12 protein-coding genes are annotated in these 20286 nt (G+C 70.4%); 10 read left to right on the forward strand and 2 right to left on the reverse strand.

The genetic code is table 11. The features are described from left to right. Positions 1-24: 24 nt before the first annotated feature. The 6 genes from ACWGJ5_RS34370 (at position 25) to ACWGJ5_RS34395 (ending at position 14861) form a co-directional block, all read left to right on the forward strand. Complete coding sequence (locus ACWGJ5_RS34370; protein ID WP_453313549.1) at positions 25-7503, forward strand: beta-ketoacyl synthase N-terminal-like domain-containing protein; 7479 nt, start codon at positions 25-27, stop codon at positions 7501-7503. 23 nt (positions 7504-7526) lie between these two features. Further along, a complete protein-coding gene (locus tag ACWGJ5_RS34375) occupies positions 7527-9161 on the forward strand; it encodes a PfaD family polyunsaturated fatty acid/polyketide biosynthesis protein (RefSeq protein ID WP_453313550.1) in 1635 nt (544 codons plus the stop codon). Further along, positions 9158-10882: an acyl-CoA dehydrogenase family protein gene (locus tag ACWGJ5_RS34380; protein ID WP_453313551.1), complete on the forward strand. Its 1725-nt coding sequence runs from the start codon at positions 9158-9160 to the stop codon at positions 10880-10882. The genes ACWGJ5_RS34375 and ACWGJ5_RS34380 overlap by 4 nt, the downstream gene beginning before the upstream one ends. Further along, positions 10869-12665 carry an acyl-CoA dehydrogenase family protein gene (locus ACWGJ5_RS34385; RefSeq protein WP_453313552.1) on the forward strand — a complete coding sequence of 599 codons (1797 nt, stop codon included), beginning with the start codon at positions 10869-10871 and terminating at the stop codon, positions 12663-12665. The genes ACWGJ5_RS34380 and ACWGJ5_RS34385 overlap by 14 nt, the downstream gene beginning before the upstream one ends. Before the next feature lie 138 nt (positions 12666-12803). Continuing rightward, positions 12804-13520 (forward strand): 4'-phosphopantetheinyl transferase superfamily protein, encoded by a 717-nt coding sequence (locus ACWGJ5_RS34390; RefSeq protein ID WP_453313553.1) that lies wholly within the window; start codon positions 12804-12806, stop codon positions 13518-13520. Positions 13521-13550: 30 nt separating this feature from the next. Continuing rightward, positions 13551-14861: an NAD(P)/FAD-dependent oxidoreductase gene (locus tag ACWGJ5_RS34395; RefSeq protein WP_453313554.1), complete on the forward strand. Its 1311-nt coding sequence runs from the start codon at positions 13551-13553 to the stop codon at positions 14859-14861. 3 nt (positions 14862-14864) lie between these two features. Here the strand turns inward: ACWGJ5_RS34395 and ACWGJ5_RS34400 are convergent, their stop codons facing one another. Further along, positions 14865-15482: a MerR family transcriptional regulator gene (locus tag ACWGJ5_RS34400; RefSeq protein ID WP_453313555.1), complete on the reverse strand. Its 618-nt coding sequence runs from the start codon at positions 15480-15482 to the stop codon at positions 14865-14867. A 117-nt stretch (positions 15483-15599) separates the two neighbouring features. Between ACWGJ5_RS34400 and ACWGJ5_RS34405 the strand changes: the two genes are divergently transcribed. The 4 genes from ACWGJ5_RS34405 (at position 15600) to ACWGJ5_RS34420 (ending at position 19170) form a co-directional block, all read left to right on the forward strand. Next, the gene (locus ACWGJ5_RS34405; RefSeq protein ID WP_453313556.1) at positions 15600-16010 is read left to right on the forward strand and encodes a DUF3291 domain-containing protein; all 411 of its coding nucleotides are present in this window, start codon (positions 15600-15602) and stop codon (positions 16008-16010) included. 57 nt (positions 16011-16067) lie between these two features. Next, a complete protein-coding gene (locus ACWGJ5_RS34410) occupies positions 16068-17519 on the forward strand; it encodes an MFS transporter (protein ID WP_453313557.1) in 1452 nt (483 codons plus the stop codon). Between the two features lie 377 nt (positions 17520-17896). Next, entirely contained in the window at positions 17897-18250 is a 354-nt protein-coding gene (locus ACWGJ5_RS34415) for a cupin domain-containing protein (RefSeq protein ID WP_453313558.1), read from the forward strand. 86 nt (positions 18251-18336) lie between these two features. After that, positions 18337-19170 (forward strand): AfsR/SARP family transcriptional regulator, encoded by an 834-nt coding sequence (locus ACWGJ5_RS34420; RefSeq protein ID WP_453313559.1) that lies wholly within the window; start codon positions 18337-18339, stop codon positions 19168-19170. Positions 19171-19239: 69 nt separating this feature from the next. Here the strand turns inward: ACWGJ5_RS34420 and ACWGJ5_RS34425 are convergent, their stop codons facing one another. Further along, on the reverse strand, positions 19240-20277 hold the full coding sequence (locus ACWGJ5_RS34425) for a M20/M25/M40 family metallo-hydrolase (protein ID WP_453313560.1): 1038 nt from the start codon (positions 20275-20277) through the stop codon (positions 19240-19242). Between the last annotated feature and the right edge of the window lie 9 nt (positions 20278-20286).

The following is a 20286-nucleotide window of genomic DNA, read 5'->3' on the forward strand; positions in this document are numbered from 1 at the left end:
GACCCACGGAGGGACCTCGCTCTGATGAGCAAGTACGCCATCGTCGGCCTGTCCTGTCTCTTCCCAGGCGCCCACACCCCCGCCGAGTTCTGGGAGAACCTGAGCAGCGGGGCGGACGCCCGCCGGGAAGGCGGCGACGACATCTTCGGCGCCGAACCCCAGGACGCCGACCTCGATCCGCAGCACCGCATCTACTGCCGCCGCGGCGGCTTCGTCACCGACTTCGCATTCGACCCCACCGGCTACCGCCTCGACCCCGACTACCTCACCCGCCTCGACCGCATCTTCCACTGGTCGCTGCACACCGCCCGGCAGGCACTGCGGGACGGCGGCTTTGACGCCCAGCCGGAGACCCTCGCGCGCACCGCCCTCATCCTCGGCAACTACTCCTTCCCGACTCCGACATCGGCCCGGACAAGCGTCCCGCTGGCCCAGGAGGCGGTGCTGGAAGGCCTGCGCCGGGCCGGGCTGCCGGCGCTGGCGCAGCTCCCCGAGGGCACCCCGTTGGTCGACCCGGAACTGCTGCGCGGGGAAAACCTCCGCGTCAGCGGCTCCCCGGCGGCCATTACCGCCGCCGCGCTCGGGCTCGGCGGCCCCCGCTACGCCCTGGACGCGGCCTGCTCCTCTGCGCTGTACGCGCTCAAGCTGGCGTGCGGCCACCTCGCGACCGGGCAGGCCGACCTGGTGCTGGCCGGTGGTGTCTGTGCCCCGGACCCCACCCTCATCCATCTCTCCTTCAGCGACCTGCACGCCTACCCGGAAAACGGCTTCAGCCAGCCCTTCGACAACCGTTCCGGGGGCATCCTCACCGGCCAGGGCGCCGGCATGGTCGCCGTGAAGCGCCTCGCCGACGCGCTGCGGGACGGCGACCGCATACACGCCGTCATCGATGGCATCGGCCTGAGCAACGACGGCAGCGGACGCCACCTGCTCGTCCCGCAGGGCGGCGGCCAGCTCGCTTCCTACGAACTCGCCTACGCCGAGGCCGGCGTGGACCCTGCCGCCATCGACTACCTGGAGTGCCACGCCACCGGCACCCCGTTGGGCGACGCCACCGAGGCCGAATCCGTTGCCGCCTTCTTCGGGCGATACGGCAAGGTGCCGCTGATCGGCTCGGTAAAGGGCAACATCGGGCACCTGCTCACCGTCGCCGGGCTGAGCAGCCTGCTCAAGGTCATCCTGGCCATGAACGAGGGACACCTCCCGCCCACCATCGGCGTCGAGCAGCCCGTGCGCTCCGCGGACGGCCAGGTGGGGGAGGAGGCGCTGGTCCGCGAGGGCCGGCCGTGGCCGCAGGAGCTCGGGCCGCTGCGAGCGGCAGTCTCCGCGTTCGGCTTCGGCGGCACCAATGCGCACGTGGTGCTCTCCGCGCCGGAGGCAGCGGAGATCTGGCAGCCCGACGAGGAGCCCCCGGCCGAGCCGCCCGCGCTGGACATAGTCGGCCTGGGCGCGCATTTCGGCCCACTGGACGGCGTGAGCGCGCTGGAACGGGCCATTTACGAGGGCGCGGATGTGCTGGGCCCGCTGCCCGAGCGGCGCTGGCGGGGCCTGGAGCAGACCGGCGGCGGCACCCTGGAACGGGCGGGGCTGACCGGCGCGTCCGTGCCGCACGGGGCCTACGTGGACGGCGTGGACATCGACCCCGTCGACCTCAAGATCCCGCCCAACGACCTGCGCACCTACAACCTCCAGCACGCGCTGGCCACCAAGGTCGCCGACGAGGCACTGCGCGACGCCGGCTACAGCCGGGCCATCCCGGCAGGCGCGAGCGCGCCAGAGCCGCGGCGGATCGCGGTGGTGGTGGCGATGGAGCTGGAGCCGTACGCGCACGCCCGGCTCACCCGCTACGCCCTCGGCTCCTTCCTGCGCGAGCACTTCGAGCGCGCGGGCGTGGAGTTGACGGAAGAGCAGCTGGCCGCGGTGGCGGAGGTGGCCCGGGACGCTGTGGTGCCGCCGATCGTGGCCAACGAGGTGCTCAGCTACATCGGCAACGTCATGGCCAGCCGGATCTCCTCGCTGTGGAACCTCACTGGGCCGTCCTTCACCATCTCGGCGGAGGGCTCGGGCACCGCCGAGGCCCTCGAGGTGGCCCGGCTGCTGCTGCTCGACCAGGGCATCGAGGCGGTCTTGGTCGGCGCGGTCGACCTCACTGGCTCCGCGGAGCATCTGTTGCTGCACCCCGACGTGGTCTCGGAGGCGGGGCTGAGCTTCGCCGAGGGCGCCCAGGGCCCGCGGATCGGCGAGGGAGCCGGCGCGGTCGTCGTCACCCGCGGCGGTGAGGCCGAAGGCCGCCGCGTCTACGCCCGCCTGGACGCGCTGGCGCTGCGTGGCACCGGGGCCCGGGAGGGATCCGTTGCGCAGGCAGACGCGGAGGCCGTGGCGCAGACCGCGCAGGCGGCACTGTCCGCCGCCGGCATCATCCCCGCGGAGATCGGCTACGTCGAGGCCCACGCGGGCGGCGCGCAGGCTCAGGACCACGCCGAACTCACGGCGCTGGCTCGGGTGTACCGAGTGGGGGAGACGGACGGCCAGTCCGGTGCAGCTGCCGACACCACGCGAGACGGCGCCTCGGCCGCCGTCCATGGCTGCGGCGGCGAGCCGGTGCGCACCGTCGCGCTCGGCAGTGTCACCGCACAGATCGGTGACGCCGGTTGTGCCTCTGGGATGGCGGCGCTGATCCGGGCCGTGCTCTGCCTGCACCACGGGTATGTTCCCGGATCCACCGGATGGCAGCGGCCCGCAGCGCAGTTCGAGGACCCCTTCGCGGGCTCCGCGCTCTACGTGCCCGACCAGTCCCGGCCCTGGCTACGCTCCTCGCGCCACGGCCGGCGGCACGCCGCCGTCAGCATGCTGGGCCGAGACGGCGCCTGCGCACACCTGGTGATCTCCTCGGACACCACCCACGGGCGCACAGTGGCCTCCGACTGGCAGCGGGCCCAGGGCCCGATACCGCTGGCGCTCTCCGCCAACGACCTGGACGCCCTGCTGGCCTCCGTCGAGCGGCACCGGTACCTGCTGGCGGACGGTGCCGATCCGCTGGCGCTTGCCCGGGAGGCGGCTCACACGCTGCACAGCACGGGACTTCGCGCCGTGCTCGTCGGCCGCGACGCGGCCGACCTGCGGCGGCAACTCGAACTCGCCGCACGGGACATCCCCGGTGCACACGCCGCGGACGGCGAGTGGGCCACCCCGGCCGGCTCATACTTCACCGCCCGCCCGATCGGTCCGGAGGGCAAGGTCGCCCTGGTCTACCCCGGCGCGTTCAACTCCTACCCCGGCCTGGGCCAAGACCTCTTCCGCGCCTTCCCCGGCCTGCTCGAGCACTTCGAAGCGCAGGCCGAAGAGCCCGCCCGACAACTGCGCGCCGCCCTGCTCCACCCGCGCACGTACGTGACGCCGGGACGGCGGGAGCTGATGCAGCTGGAGGGCACACTCAGCGAGGACGTGCCGTTCATGCTGGCCACCGGAACCAGTTTCGCCATCCTCTACACCCATCTGGTGCGAGAGGTCCTGGGCGTTTCCGCACACGGTGGCTTCGGCTACAGCCTGGGCGAGTCCAGCATGCTCTTCGCCACCGGCGGCTGGCTCGCCGAGGGCCGCCGGGACGACCTGATCAGCACCACCCCGATCTTCCGGGACCGCCTGGTCGGCCAGCGGCGCACCGTGCGCGAGCTGTGGCGGGACATCCCGGCCCACACCCCGGACAGGGACCTGTGGGCGTCGCACGTCCTGCTCACCGACCAGCGCACCGCCGAAGCCGCGCTGGCCCGCTACGACCGTGTCTTCCTCACCCACGTCAACACCCCCGGCGAACTGGTGATCGCGGGCGACCCCGCGCAGTGCCGCGCCCTCATCGGAGAGCTGGACTGCCCAGCGGCCCGCTCCCCGGTCAGCGTGGTGATGCACTGCCCGGTGGTGGACGCCGAACTTGAAGGCCTGGCCGGGCTGAACGACTACCCGACCGGCTCGATCGAAGGCCTGGAACTGTTCTCCGCCTACGACTACCAGGAGCTGCCCATCCTGGGCCGCGAGCGCATCGCCCGGCGCATCGCGCACACGCTGCGCTCCACCATCGACTTCCCACGTCTGGTACACACCGCCTACGACCGCGGCTACCGCTACTTCATCGAAGTCGGCCCCGGCGCCACCTGCTCGCGCTGGGTGCGCGACACCCTGGGCGAGCAGCCGCACGTCGCGGTCTGCGTGGACCGCCGCGGTGTGCCGGCCACCAAGTCGATCGCCCACCTGGTCGCCCGGCTGGTCGGGCACGGACTGCCTGTCGACCTCACGGCGTTGCTCGGCGCCCAGCAGCGGGCCGAAGCGGCCGTCCCGGCCCGGCGCACCACCCGCTTCCGGGTGGGCGGCGGCGACCCGGTGCCGGAGCTGGTGGCCCGCGGGGTGCGCGCCCTCGCCCCTGAGACAGGCCTGCTGACGGGCGATCAGCCGAGCATCCCGGCCGCCGCCCAGCAGGTCACCGTGTCCCTGCAGGCCGCCGCACCCGCCGCGGTCTCCGCTGCCGGACTTGCCCCGGCCCCTGTCCCGCCCCCCGTACCGGAGGAACCCGATCCCATGCCCGCCGACCCGACCCTCGCGGACCCCGAGGGCATCATCTTCGACGGCGACCCGATCGCCTTCCTGCCCTGGGCGCCACCAGTCCCGCAGCAGCCCGCCACCACATCCGCACCCCTCCTCGACCTCCCTGGCGCCCCGGCCACCCCCAACGGGCCTGAGGCATCCGCGACCGTAGGCCCCGACACCACCGGTTCGCCCGCCGCCGATCTCGTGCGCGAGATGCGCCGTCAGATGATCTCCACGCACTCCGTGGTGATGGAGACCCAGCACGTCCTGCAGGACGCCACCCTCAGCCGCGCCGAGGCCCTGCTGGAGCGGGGTGCCGCCACCCGGCCCGCGCCGCCCACGCCCCTCCCGCCTCCCGCCGCCCTTCCGCCCGGCGCACCCGCTTCGCTGCCCCCGGCAGCCTCCCGGCCCGTGCCCGCCTCGACCCTGCAGACCGCATCCCCCGAACCCACCGAACCCACCGCACCCACCGAACCCACCGCACCCACCGAACCCACCACGGAACCTGCCGCACCCACCGCGCCGCAAGAGGGCGTGATCTGGGACGAGACCGCGCTGCTGGAATTCGCCACCGGCTCAGTGGCCAAGGTGTTCGGCCCGGACTTCGCATCGATCGACGCCTACGCCAAACGCGTCCGCCTGCCCGCACCGCCGTACCACTTCGTCACCCGGGTCACCCGGCTCAACGCACAGACCGGAGTGTTCGGACCGGCCACCATCACCACCGAGTACGACATTCCCCAGGACGCCTGGTACCTGGTGGACGGAGGCGCGCCGCCGGCCGTCACCGTCGAGGCCGGCCAGTGCGACCTGCTGCTGGTCAGCTACCTCGGCATCGACTTCCGTAACATGGGCAACCGGGTCTACCGCCTGCTGGACAGCTCGCTGATCTTCCGCGGGGGACTGCCCCGAGCCGGGCAGACGCTGCGTTACGACATCTCCATCGACCGCTTCGTCCGCAACGGCGACACCACGCTCTTCTTCTTCAGCTACAACTGCTATGCCGACGACGAGCTGATCCTCGAACTGAGGGACGCCTGCGCTGGGTTCTTCACCCAGAAGGAGCTGGACTCCTCGCTCGGCATCGTCATCACCGACCGTGAGCGCGCCGAGCGTGCCGCCCTGACCAAGGGCTGGTTCAAACCGCTCGCCCGCACCGACAAGACGCTGCTCACCGCCGCCGACCTGGAGCTCCTCGCGCAGGGCCGGCACGGCGCGGTCTTCGGCCCCGAACACGCCCAGGACCCGGGGCTCAACCCGGCCCTGCGGCTGCCGGACGCCATGCTGCGGATGGTGGACGAGGTGCGGGTGGAGCGGCTCGGCGGCCCGCGCGGCCTGGGCAAGCTCACCGCCGTCAAGCGACTGGAGCCGGACGCCTGGTACTTCACCTGCCACTTCCCGGACGACCCGGTGCTGGCCGGATCGCTGGTCGCCGAGGGCGCCGTACAGCTGCTTCAGATCTACCTGCTCTACCTGGGCATGCACCTCACGCTGCCGGACGCCCGCTTCCAGACCGTCACCGACGAGCGGATCGACGTCCAAGTGCGCGGCCAGGTCACCCCGGCGCACCAGGAGATCCGCTACGAGGTCGAGATCATGCAGATCACGCTGCTGCCGCGGCCGACCGTCATGGCAGACATCCTGGTCTACCTGGGCGACAAGCCAGTCATCAAGATGCGCAACCTCGGCCTCCAGGTGCAGGAGAAGGACGACACCCCCTACCGCCCGGAGACCGGGGGAGTGCCCTCCTTCCTCGGCCGCCGCAACCGCAGCGGCGAACCCGCGATGATCAACGAACTGCACCTGGCGCACGCCGCCAAGGGCCTGCTCGACATGGCGATGGGCCCGGAGTTCGAGATCTACCGCGACAGCCGCGCCCCCTACATCCCCAACGGCGACTTCCAGTTCGTGGACCGGGTGATGTCACTCAAGGGCACCCGCGGCGACCTGGGCCCCGGCTCAGAGATGGTCACCGAGTACGACTCGCCCGCGGACGCCTGGTACTACCAGCACAACTCCCACCCGCACATGCCCAACTGCGTATACATGGAGACCTCGCTGCAGGCGGCCATCTTCCTCGGCTACTACCTCGGCGCCACCCTGAAGGACCCGCAGCAGCAGTACGCCATCCGCAACCTGGACGGCCGGGCCACCCTGGTCAAGGACGTGGACCTGTGCGGCAAGACCATCCGCCATCACTCCAAGCTGCTGATGACCAGCGCCGTCTCCGGCGCCGTGCTGCAGAACTTCTCCTACGAGCTCTCCGCCGACGGCGAGGTCTTCTACACCGGCGAATCCCTCTTCGGCTACTTCAGCGAGGCCGCCCTCGCCAACCAGCTCGGCCTGGACAACGGAACCTACGCCGCGCCCTGGATCGAGCAGGAACAGCCCACCGCAGAGCGGGTGCGCCGTATCGAACTCCCCGACGACGCACCCGCCTTCACCGACCCCGAGGGCGGTCACCTGCACCTGCCCGGCGGCCACTTCCACCTGGTCGACCACGTCGACCTGGTTGCCGACGGCGGCCGGCACGGCGCCGGCTACCTGCACGGCTACCGCCAGGTCCGCCCCGACGAGTGGTACTTCGACTGCCACTTCCACCGCGACCCGGTGATGCCCGGCTCGCTCGGCGTGGAGGCCGTGCTGCAGGCCATGAGGCTGTTCGTGCTGGAGCAGGGCCTGGCCGAGGGCATCGACAACCCGCGCTTCGCCATGGCCACCGGCATCGAGACGAGCTGGAAGTACCGCGGCCAGATCCTCCGCGACGACAAAGAACTCCGCTTCGACGTCCACATCAAGGAGGTGCGGCGAGAGGCCGACCGGGTGCTGCTCGTGGCCGACGCCGACCTGTGGAAGCCGGGCCTGCGCATCTACCAGCTCACCGACGCGGCCATCGAGGTTCGCTCCGCCCCCGACCCCGCCTGACCAGCCGAGGAGCTGCGCTTCCCATGGCCACCACCCACCACCGGACCCCGCTGCGCTGGCAGGGCGACAGCTTGCCCGGCACCGACCTGGCCGGCATCTACCAGGTCCTCGCCGACCTGGAAAACCCCTGCTTCATCGTCAGCACCCCGCAGGGCCCGGGCGCCGTCTCCGGCGGCACCGCCGCCCCCACCGGCCAGGGCCCACACCTCCTGGCCGCCGCCGCCCCGCTGCCCCCGCACCGGCTCGGCTCGGCAGCCTTCACCGCCGCCCACGGCGTTCGCCAGCCCTACATGGCCGGAGCCATGGCGGGCGGCATCGCCTCCGCCGACATGGTGATCGCGCTCGCCCGGGAGGGCTTCCTGGCCTCCTTCGGCGCGGCCGGGCTGCTGCCGGAAACAATCGAGAAGGCGCTGCACCGGTTCACCGCCGAGATCCCCGGCCTGCCGTACGCCGTCAACCTCATCCACAGCCCCAGCGAGGACCGCCTGGAGCGCGAGGCGGTGGAGCTGTTCCTGCGAAACGGCGTGCGCTGCATCGAGGCGTCCGCCTACATGGGCCTCACGCCACACGTGGTGCGCTACCGCGTGGCCGGGCTGCGCCGGGACGAGGCCGGCCGGATCATCGCCGACAACCGCCTGATCGCCAAGATCTCCCGCCCGGAGACCGCCGAGCGCTTCATGCGCCCCGCGCCCGCCACCACCGTCAGCACCCTGCTGGAGCAGGGCCTGATCACCGCCGAACAGGCTTCCCTCGCCCACCACGTCCCGCTGGCCGACGACATCACCGTGGAGGCCGACTCCGGCGGCCACACCGACCGCCGCCCGCTGCCCGCACTGCTCCCGGCCATCTCGCGGCTGCGCGACCACGTCCAGCGCGAGCACCGCTACCCGGTGCCGATCCGGGTCGGCGCGGCCGGCGGCCTTGGCACACCGGCCGCGGTGGCTTCGGCCTTCGCCATGGGCGCGGCCTACGTCGTCACCGGCTCGGTCAACCAGTCCTGCCTGGAGTCCGGCGCCTCTGCCGCGGCCAAGGCGATGCTCGCCGAGGCCGGCATCGCGGACTGCGAGATGGCCCCGGCCGCCGACATGTTCGAGATGGGTGTCGACCTCCAGGTGCTCAAGAAAGGCACCCTCTTCCCGATGCGAGCCCGCCGCCTCTACCAGCTCTACCAGGCCTACGACGGCCTGGAGGCACTGCCCCCCGCCGAGCGCGCCCGGCTGGAGCAACAGATCTTCCGCCGCCCGCTTCAGGACGTCTGGCAGGACTGCGTCACCTACTTCGAGCGCCGCGACCCGGAGCAGCTCACCCGTGCCGCCGGCAGCCCCAAGCGCCAGATGGCCCTGGTCTTCCGCTGGTACCTGGGCATGGCCTCGCGCTGGGCTGTGATGGGGGAGCAGAACCGGGCGCAGGATTACCAGATCTGGTGCGGACCGGCCATGGGCTCCTTCAACGACTGGGTCACCGGGAGCTACCTGAAGAATCCCAGCAACCGCCGGGTCGCCGACGTCGCCCACCATCTCATGCGCGGAGCCGCCTTCCACACCCGACTTGCCCAGCTGCGCCTGGCGGGCGTGCACGTCCCGGCCGGCGCCGCCGACTACCGCCCCATCCCGCTGGAGACCCCGGCCGGTACCGCACCCACGGCAGGTGCCCGATGAGCGCCGACCTGACCCCGGAGGCGCTGGAGCAGCTGCTCGGCGACCCGGCCGATCCCGCCAACCCGTACGGCTGGGCCGCCGCCGTCGCCCGCGACGAGACGGACGCCTTCCCCCAGCAGCTGTGCGAGACGCTGCGCGACGTGGGTTTCCACCTCAACTACCTGCCCAAGCAATGGGGCGGCACCTTCGAGTCCTTCGACCGCAGCCTCACCCTGGTCCGCGCTGCAGCCCGCCGGGACGTCACAATCATGCCCGGCACCATGTTCAGCATCATCGCCGCCACTTGCCTGCAACTGCACGGCACCACAGAGCAACAAGAGCGGGTGGCGCGCATCCTGCGCGACGGCGGGGCCGTCGCCTTCGCGCTCACCGAGGCGGATCACGGCAGCGACCTGCTCGCCGGCGAGGTGCGGCTCGACGCGAACGGGCTGCTGCACGGCGAGAAATGGCTGGTCGGCAACGGCCTGCGGTGCGAGGCCATCTACGTCGTGGCCCGCACCGGCGAACGCGGCCCCGGAGCCTTCACCTCTGTCCTGCTCGATCTGACCGACGGAACCATCGACCTCGACGACCTGACCCGGCTGCCGGCACCGCTGACCGGCGGCATGCGCGGCATCGACCTCGCCACCCTGCGCTTCAACGCCCTCCCCGTGCCGTGGGACGCACAGGTCGGCAAAGAAGGCGAGGGCCTGGAGGTCGCCATCCGGGCGCAGCAGGCGGTGCGGCTGATGAGCATGGCGGGATCGCTCGGCATCGCGGACACCGCCCTCCGGGTCACCGGCGACTTCGCCGCCGAGCGCCGTGTCGGCCGCACAATGCTGTCCGCCACTCCGTACGCCGCACGGGAGCTTGCGGTCGCGTCCGCCGCGCTGCTGGCGGCGGACGCGGTGGCGCTTGCCGCCGCCCGCGGCGTGCACGTGGTGCCCGAGGCCTTCAGCGTCTGGGGCCTGGCAGCCAAGCACCTGGTGGCCGAAGCCGCCGAAGACCTCTTGCGTTGCTGTGGCACCGTGCTTGCCACTCGCTCAGTGCTGCGCGAGGCAGCACCCGGAAACGGCGTCTTCCAGAAGCTGCAGCGCGACTCGGCCGTCGTCCGCGTCATCGACGCCAGCCCCTACGCCAACTTGCGCGCCTATTGCGGCCAGCTGCCCACCCTGCTCAACAGCACGGAAGTGCCCGAACCGGAGACACTGCGCCGCATCTTCACCCTGGACGCCGAACTGCCGCCCTACGAGCCGGCCCGCCTCGACCTCATCGCACGGGGCGTGGACCCGGTACTTGGCGGGCTGCCCACTGTGGCCGCGTCAGTCCGCGCGTCCCTCTACGACGACACGCCGGGCGTCGTCGCCCGCCTGGCCGAGGCCGTCGCCGACCTGCTGCCGAGGGCTGAGGCTGCACGTCGGCCCGGCGCGGACCCCAACGCCCTCGCCGACCTCGCCGAACGCTACGCCTGGCTGCACGGCGCAGCCGCGTGCGTCCACCTGTGGTGGGCCAATCGCGAACGCCCGCTGTACGGCGCCGAACCCGGCGCGACCGGCTGGCTGCGCGCCGCCCTCGGCTACCTGCTGGCCCGCGCCGAGGGCACCGATCCTCAGTGGCACGGCCCGCGCCTGCTGCCCGCCCTCGACACCCTCGCCGCACTGCGCGTGCAGGACCTGCTCTTCACCGCTGCCCCCGTCCCCCTCGCAACGACTCACCAGGAGGCCGCCGATGCCCAAGGGTGACCTGACCGCACTGGCCGCCCGGCTGGAGGAATTCCTCGGCTGCCCGCACGCTCCGTCCAGCCGGATGCCGTACGCCCGGATCATGGAGCTGGATGAGCGCGAGTCCTACCCCAACGAGTTCGTCCAGATGCTGCGTGGCTGGGGCGTACCGGAGTACGCGCTGCCTGGCGAGCAGGGCGGCCGCGCGGGAGACGTGGAAGCCGAGTTCAACCTGGTCCGGCTGGTCGCCCGGCGCGACCCGGCCACCGCCACCGCGCTGATCATCACCAACCTGGCCTTCATGCCAGTGTGGATCGCCGGCACCGACGAGCAGAAACGCCAGCTCGTCGAGGCCGTCAAGAACGGCCACCGGCTCTCGTGGGGCCTGTCCGAACGCGCCTACGGCAGCGACCTGCTGGCCAACGCCATGACCGCGACCCGGGTGGACGACGGATACCTCCTCACCGGCGAGAAGTGGCTGATTGGCAACGCCACCTGGTCCGACGGCATGGTGGTCTTCGCCCGCACCAGCGAGCGCGGCGGCACCGGCGGCTTCTCCGTCTTCGTGCTGGACAAGCGCACGGCTCCAGTCAGCAGCATCCAGGAGCTGCCCGGCGAGCGGCTGCACGGCCTGCGCGCCATGGACATCAGTGGACTGCGGGTGGAAGGCGTCTTCGTGCCGGAGGACGCCCGGCTCGGTGCCGAGGGCCAGGGCCTGGAGATAGCCCTGAAGGCTACCCAGACCGCCCGAGCCCAGATCAGCAGCATTGCGCTCTCCGCCGTGGACACCGGGCTGCGCCTCACCCTCGACTTCACAGAGGGCAGGATCATCCTCGGCCAGGCCGTCAGCGACATCCCCTACAGCCGCCGCCAGCTCACTGAGGTCTTCGCCGACCTGCTGGTGGCCGACGCCGTCAGTCTCGGGGCGGTGCGTGGGCTGCAGGTGACGCCAGAACAAGCCAGCGTCTCCTCCTCGGTGGTGAAGTACTTCGTGCCGACCCTGCTTGAACGCACCATGTCCCAGCTGGCCGTGGTGCTCGGCGCCCGTTTCTTCCTGCGCGGTCACCCGCACTACGGCGTCTTCCAGAAGATGCTCCGCGACCTGCTGGTGGCCAACTTCGCCGACGGCAACACCGTCGTCAATCTGCGTAACCTCGGCAACCAGCTGCAGCCGCTGCTCACCACCACGCTGAAGGCCGACGAGCAACTGCGTGCAGACTCGGTGCGCAACGCCGCCATGATGTACGGCATCGAGCAGGCGATGCCGCCCTATCGGCCCTGGGCGCAGGAGCTGTTCAGCCGCGGCCGGGACGACACCGTGCTGGCCGCGCCGGAGGGCGTCACCCGGCTGCGCGCCCTCGCTGAGGAGGCCAAGGAGGACGACCAGCGAGCCTGGCTTCGCTGCGCCGCCGACACCGCCGAGGAGCTGATCGACCACACCGCCTCACTGGCCGAGCGCTGCGACCAGCTGCGCACCGGCCAGGGCAGGGCCTACGGCCAGTCCGCCGAACTGTTCGGCCTAGCCAAGGAGTACTGCCTGGTGCATGCCGCCGCCGCGTGCGTGCTCACCTTCGTCCACTCGCACGAGGCCCTGGAGGAGCCGCTGCCCAACGGTGCCGTACTGCTGCTCCAGTTGGAGCGGCTGCGTCGGCACCTGCGGCCGCACGAGGCCGTCACCGACCAGGCTGTGGTGGACGAGGTGATGCAGGTGCTGCGGCACTTCCACCGAGGGGACCGGCTCTTCTCACACTGGCAGTTTCCGCTCGCCGCGCGCGTCGTCACCCAGGACGCCGTCCGCTACTGACCTCGCAAGGAGGACACCGGCGTGAGCTCCGTCCCGCAGACCGCCGTCCGCTCCGCCCCCGACTCCGTCACCTCGTCGCACTGCCCCACGGCAGTGCGGCCGTGTACCGCAATGGCCCGGAGTTTGAGGACGCCAGCAATGAGCGCTGATCCAGCCGTCCTCTGGCTGCTCCCCGAACGGGCAGTGGACGGCTTCGCCAGTGCGCTCGGCGGCACTCGAATACTCACCGGGAAGGAACGGGCCCGAATGGAGCGCCTGCGCGGCCAGGGTGCGCGCCGTCGCTTCCTAGGGGCCCGGATGCTGGCCCGCTATGCTCTCAGCGCGCGCAGTGAGCGGCCACCGCACGCCTGGCGCTTCCGGACTGGCCCTTGGGGCCGGCCCGAGGCCGAACCACCCGACGAGGGCCTGCGATTCAATCTTTCGCACACCGAGGGGCTGATCGCCTGCGTGGTCACTTGCGGCCGCGAGTGTGGGGTGGACGTCGAGTGCGCGCCCGCCTCGTCGGACGCTGTCGCCCACCTCCTCCCGCACCTGGCCGAGGCAGAGCGCGCCGAACTGGCCGCCCTGCCGCGGGCGGCCCGCGCTGAGCGGCTCAGCGAAATGTGGGTGCTCAAGGAGGCGTACCTCAAGGCCCTCGGTACCGGGATCACCCGGAACCTGGCCAGCTTCGCCTTCGCCGCGCCCCCCGATGAGCCGATCACCGTGTACGACCCCCACCGGCCGCCCGGGTCGGCAGACACTTGGTGGTTTGAGCTACTCCGTCCCGCACCCGGATACGTGCTTGCCGTTGCCGCTGAGCACGGCCGCCCGGGCGACCTGCACCGCATCGACCTCGCCGAAATGCCCGCCGCCTGACCGCCCGTCCGCTTCACTGTGAGGACCACCATGGCACCCGAACACACCCCCCGCGTCGTCGTTGTCGGCGCGGGCGTCTCCGGCATCTCTGCCGCCTACCATCTGCGCGACCGCGCCCGGATCACCCTCTTCGAACGAGAGGACCGCCTCGGCGGGCACGCCAACACGGTCGAGATCGAGGAGCACGGCCGCGTCCTCGGCATCGACACCGCCTTCGTCGTCTTCAACCGCCCGGCCTATCCCAACCTCTATGGCTTCTTCGACCAGCTGGGGGTGGAGGCAGTGGAGCACCTCGGTGGGTTCAACTTCTTCGACCAGGGCACCGGCCTGGAGTACGGCACCGAAGAACTCGACCTCCCGGAAGAAGAGGTGACAGCGCGTTACAACAGCTCCCCGGAGTTTCTCACCATCTGGCGGGAGGCTCGCCGCTTCCACACCGAGGGCCGCCGCGACTTCCTGCGCCGACGCACCGACGTCCCGCTCGGCGAGTACCTGGACCGTGGCGGTTACAGCCAGGAGTTCCGGCACTCCTACGTCATCCTGCTCTGCTCCGCCGTTTGGTCAGTGCCCGCCGAGCTGATCTGGAAGATCCCCGCCTCCACCGTCATCGCCTTCTACATGGGCCACGACGAAGGCGGCCTGGGCGGGCGCCGGGTGGACTGGCGCACGGTGGGCGGCGGTTCGATTTCATACGTGCGCAAGGCCGTCGCCGCCATCGGCCCCGAGGTGCGCTCCGGCGAACCGGTCACCGGTGTCCGTCAGGAGCCAGACGGTGTCACAGTAACGACGGCTGGCGGCAGCGAGCGCTTCGACTACGCCGTTATCGGGACGCACGCGGACGAGGCGCTGTCCATGCTGGAGAACCCCACCGAGCGGCAGCGGACCGTACTGGCCACCGTGCGCTACAACTCCTCCGACGTGGTGCTCCACACCGACGACGCGGTGATGCCTTCCGACCGCGAACGCTGGCAGGCGTGGAACTACGGCAAGGTCTCCGTGGACGGCCAGGCCCGCACCTACGTCGCGTACTACATGAACAAGCTGCACGGCTTTACCGCCGAGCGGGACTACTTCGTCACCCTCGACTACCCGAACGAGGTGCGTCCCGAGACCGTGATTGCCCGCTTCCCCTACACCCACCCGATCATCGACAACCCTGTGCGTGAACTGCAGAAGGACATCTACGACGTCAACGAGGGCCCCCGGGTCAAGCTCTGCGGCTCCTACTTCCACTCCCGCGGGCTCGGCTGGGACCAGATCGGTTCGCATGAGGCCGGCTTCTCCTCCGGCGCCGAGGCGGCCCGCCAGCTGCTGGAGGAACTCGACGGCCTCGATGCCTGAGCCTCACTCCTTGTGGCGCTGCGAGGACTCGTGCTCCTGGGCGAGCCTGCGCAGCGCCATGAGGGCGGGTTCGAGCAGGGTGGTGAGGACGATGGCCCGCTCGGCCAGCTCAAGTGGGTCTGCGACCCCCTCCAGTTGATCAAGGTCCAGCCGAGCGGTCTCCTCGGCCAGCCGGGCGTAGGGGAGCAGCGTGTGCCAGTCCAGGGCGGCGCCGAGCTGCTGCAGGCCGGCCAGGGTCTCGGCCAGTACGCCGCGGGCGGGGGCGTCGTTGTGCACCTGCCAGCCCAGCTTCTCCAGGAGTGCGTCCACCGTGGCGAGTTGCTCGATCTCCTCGGTGGGCTCCTCGGAGATGCGGATGGCGCCGAGGGCGAGGCCGAGGACGCGGTGTGGCTGGGACTGTTCCTCGGACAGTGCGCCCAGTACCTGCCGGGTCGCCTCCACGGAGAGTCCGCGAACCCCGATGAGCGCCCGGATCAGCCGCAGTCGGCGCAGGTGCTGCTCGTCGTACTCGGCCTGGGTGGGGGAGGTGAGGTGGCCGGCCGGCAGCAGTCCCTCCCGGATGTAGAACTTGATCGTGGGCACGGACACCCCGGTCTTCCGGCTCAGTTCGGAGATTCGCATCGGGACCGCCTCCTTCTGGTAACTAGATAGTCCCACTGTCTATCATGGATAGTGACACTGTCCATTGTGGTCATAGGCGGCGTCCGCAGGGGCGCCCCCTCTAGGAAGGGCTCAGTTATGCCCACACTCCCCTGGACCATCCCGAACAAGCCGCGGCCCGGCGTCACGACCGCACTGGTCATGGCCTCTCGACTGGAGGTGCGCTCACTCAGCGACGTGCCTCGGTTCTTCCTCCGCTCACTCATCGCCTGGAAGCAAGTGCGCGGCGCACAGGGTGCGCTGGGTGCCTCGCTGATCGCCGACCCGCTGGGCCGCACCTTTTGGACCCTCTCCGCCTGGGAGAGCCGGGACCTGCTCTACACCTACGCCAAGACCGAGCCACACAACTCGATCATGAAGGGCCTGCGGTCCACCATGCGCCAGTCGGTCTTCACCTTCTGGGAGGTACCGATCGACGAACTGCCCATCACCTGGGCCGACGCAAAACGCCGCCTCGCCGAGCAACAGACCGCCGACGCCACCTCCTGAGCACCTCACCAGCCCGCTCGTCGCACCACACTCCGACGAACTCACCCAGGAGACCTCATGTCCAAGCCCGACACCCGCTCGGCGCCGCTGTGGCTGTCGATCGTGGCGTCCAGCGTCCCGATGTTCATGGTTGCGCTGGACAACCTGGTCGTCTCGACCGCGCTGCGCACACTGGCCGTGAAGCTCAACGCCTCCACCCAGGACCTGCAGTGGTTCGTCAACGCCTACGTGCTGAGCTTCGCCTGCCTGCTGCTCACCGCCGCCGCGCTGGGTGACCGCTTCGGCCGCCGCAGGGTGTTCGTGCTCGGTATCACCCTCTTCACCGTGGCATCCGTCTTCTGTGGCCTCGCCACCACCAGCGGCGAGCTCATCACCGCCCGGGCCATCCAGGGCATCGGCGCCTCGGCCGTGATGCCCCTGTCCCTGACCCTGCTCTCCCAGGCCGTTCCGGCCCGCAAGCGCGGCCTCGCACTCGGTCTGTGGTCTGGCATCAGTGGCCTGGCTGTGGCCATGGGGCCCGTGGTCGGTGGCGCCGTGGTGGACGGCCTCGACTGGCAGTGGATCTTCTGGGTCAACGTCCCGGTCGGCATCCTGGCCGTGCCGCTGATCCACCTCGTGCTGCAGGAGAGCCGCCTCGAGGGTGTGGGCCTTGACCTGGTGGGCATGCTGTTGGCCGCCGCCGCACTGTTCGCCGTCGTCTGGGGCATCGTGCACGGCTCCACCGATGGCTGGACCTCCACCACCGTACTCGGCGCCTTCACCGCCGGGGCCGCACTGCTCACCCTCTTCCTGCTCTGGGAGCGCCGCACCCCGCAGCCGATGCTGCCGCTCTCCTTCTATCGGGTGCGCGCCTTCACCCTCACCAACATCGTCTCTGCCAGCATGTACTTCGGCGTCTTCGGCTCGCTCTTCCTGCTCGCCCAGTACCTCCAGATCGCCCCGGTACGCACCCCCCTGGAAGCCGGCGTGCGTACGCTGGCCTGGACACTGATGCCCATGTTCGTCGCCCCCGCCGCCGGGGTGCTCACCAACAAGGTCGGCGGTGGACGCCTGATGGCCCTCGGCCTCTTCCTGCAGGGCGCCGGCCTGGCCTGGATCAACCTGGTCGCCGGCACCAACACCTCCTACACCACCCTGGTCGCGCCGATGGTGGTCTCCGGCATCGGCATGGGCTTCGTCTTCGCGCCCACCGCAGCCGTCGTGCTCGGCTCGGTCAGCCAAGAGCACGCGGGCAAGGCCTCCGGCGCCAACACCACCGTCCGCGAGGTCGGCGGCGCACTCGGCATCGCCGTGCTGAGCACCGTCTTCACCAGCCACGGCAGCACCACATCACCCACCTCTTTCGTGCACGGCCTGCACCCGGCCGTGTGGGCGGGCGTCGGCGTGGTCCTGGCCGGATCGCTGTGCGCCCTGGGCATCCCCCGCCAGCCAGAATCCGCCGATGCCCAGGCCACCGCCTCGGAGACAACCGCCACCGAAGGCGACCGCACCGCAGCAGCCACCGCTTGACCGCCCCCTTGACCGGCGCGGGTGCCCGAATCCCCCGCGGGCACCCGCGCCCCTAGGGGCATGGAGCGGCCATGACTCCACGCACGTGTGAACGCGTGGGTTCCCTGTGCCGGTGGCCGGGTCACGTCGCAGAGGACCGGCCCGGCTCGGGACAGGACGTTACGGGCGCCGGCATGGTCGGCGATCGCTGGCCGTGGACCCGCACCCGACGGATGCCAACCTCTCTTGCGCGACGGGATTTCGCGAACCGGTCTGGCTTCGGGCCCGGGAACCGGTCATGCCCGCCGTGTCGAACCGCTCGCCCGCGAACGCATCACGGTCATGGACATTCGATTCGCCCGCCGGCTGAATCCGGTGGTCCACTCGAAAGGAATCCGATGGAACCCGCACTCGAAGGCTGGGACATCGCCCACGTCGATGGCAATGACGAACTCCCCTGGATCCCCTGGGGTGCCCAGGGCAAGGCACGGGCAAGGATCGCCGCACGCGCGGACGGCTACCATGTGGCCATCGTCGAGGCCGAGCCCGGCTACCGGACGGACCCGCACGTGCACGAATACGCCGAGTTCCTCTACGTCATCGATGGCACGCTCAGCAACCAGGGCCGCACCATGACCGCCGGCGATGTCTTCGCCGCGGCGGCCGGTTCCGCACACATCCACTTCGCCGCCGAGACACCTGTCAGGTACGTATCCATCTTCAAAATCAACAGCGCCGAAGAGAAGGCCTGAAGTCGCGGATTTTGCCTGATCGACGCACCGCCGCAGGCTGTGCCGATGACTCTGCCGACCAAACTCATGCTGAATCGAGAATTTCCATGCAGGTCGAACCGTCGTCCGACAGCACTCCTCAAGTCTTCTTTCATATTCTGGGACCGTTGCGGGCCCGTTGCGGGAAAGAAGATGTTCCCCTCCCAGAGAGTCGTCAACTCACCGTTCTGGCCGTGCTTTTGACCGAGGCCAACAAGGCTGTGCCAATCGGTAGACTGATCGATGCGGTCTGGGGCCACACACCGCCGACCACCGCGGAAAAGCAGATACAGACCTGTGTGTGGCGGATACGCAAGGCATTGGTCAAGGCCGGCGCCTGTGCCGACCTCATCGAGACTGTCCGCGGCGGCTACCTGCTACGGCTGCCCGACGGCTCCCTGGACACCGATCTCTTCGAGAAGCTCAAAGGGCGTGGCCGGGTCCGAGCCGATGCCGGTGATCCGACGGGCGCCGTCGACGACTACCGCGCGGCTCTAGCGCTGTTCGACGGAGAGCCGCTGGCCGGCCTGGAGAGTCGGGCGCTCGAACCGGTCGCGACGTACTGGGCGGAGCGCCGACTCACCCTGCTGGAGGAGTGCTTCGATGCGGAACTCGCCCTTGGCCGGCACCGGGAACTGGTCGGGGAGCTGAGCCTGCTGGTCGACGAGCACCCGTTGCGCGAACAGCTCCGCTGGCTGCTGATGACGGCACTGTACCTGTCCGACCGCCGTGCCGACGCCCTCGCGGCCTACCACGCGGGACGGGCGGCACTGGTCAGCCTTGTCGGCCTGGATCCCTGCGCCCGCCTCCAGGAGCTGCACCAGCGGATCATCGCCGGCCACCCGATCCTCCACAGCGAGGTCATCGCGCGCCCAGAGACCACCCTGTGGGTTGTGTCCTGAGCCGGCCGTCTGCCGGGACCTGCAGAGGCGAGCAGTGACCCGGCAGCTCTGTACGGTTCACCTGCTGCGTCAACCGGTACCAGGGGCTGCCTCCTTGCCGGTCTGCACGAGCTCGCCGGCGAGCGTCTCCAGCGCATGCCGGAGCACATCGATGGCGATCGCGTATTCGGCCAGGTCGATGTGTTCCCGGTCAGTATGGTCGAGGCTGGAGTCACCTGGGCCGTAAACAGCCATCGGCACCTTCCAGCGCGGCTCAACAATGTTGAGGTCCGCTGTGCCCGTCTTGAGTTTCAGCGTGGGACGCGCATCCTGTGCGCGAATCCCCGAGCAGAGGGCACGTACTGCGGCGCCACGGGCGTCGATGCGCACGGGCGGGGTCCGGTCGTCGATCTTCAGCACACCGTCTGCGGCGGCGTCGGCCAGGAACCGCTCGAAATCCTCGAGGTCGAATCCGGGGGGAGTGCGGCAGGCGACGGTCATGCGAGCCTGTTCAAGCGTGCCGCCCATGTCCACCAGCGTCGGAACGGGCCGGTCGAAGGCGCGGCTTCCCGCTGCGTACCTGTCGCAGTAGCCGACCACCTTGTTCCAGAAGGCGACGGCCGCCTCGGTGGCCTTCTCCTCAGGACTGGCCGTGTGGACGGCGGGACGGCATACCTCGTACCGCACCATGACTCGCCCTTTGTAGCCAATGCCGACGCCGGACCACCCGTTGGGCTCCCCGACGAAGGCGGCGTCGGGGCGGTGCCCCTCAAGGAGGTGTGTCGCACCCCGTCCGAAGGTCTCCTCCTCGACCACTCCTGCGACGACTAGTTGCACGTGACCGACCTCGGCGGTCGCGGCCGCGCAGATCATCGTGGCCAGCGGTCCCTTGGCGTCCACCGTGCCACGCCCGTGCAGGATGGTGCCTTCCTGCCGCACCTCCAACTGGTCCGGCACGGTGTCCATGTGGCCGATCAGCATGATCGTCGGGTCACAGGCCCTGCCGTGCCTGGCGATGACGTTGCCAACCTCGTCGATGTGCGTCTCGAAGCCCCAGCCTTGCAGCTCCCCGGCCAGGAAGGCGGCGAGCTCCGCCTCTTCACCCGACGGTGAGGGGATCTCGACCATGCGTCGCAG

The sequence above is a fragment of the Streptomyces sp. NPDC054783 genome, from assembly GCF_053611725.1.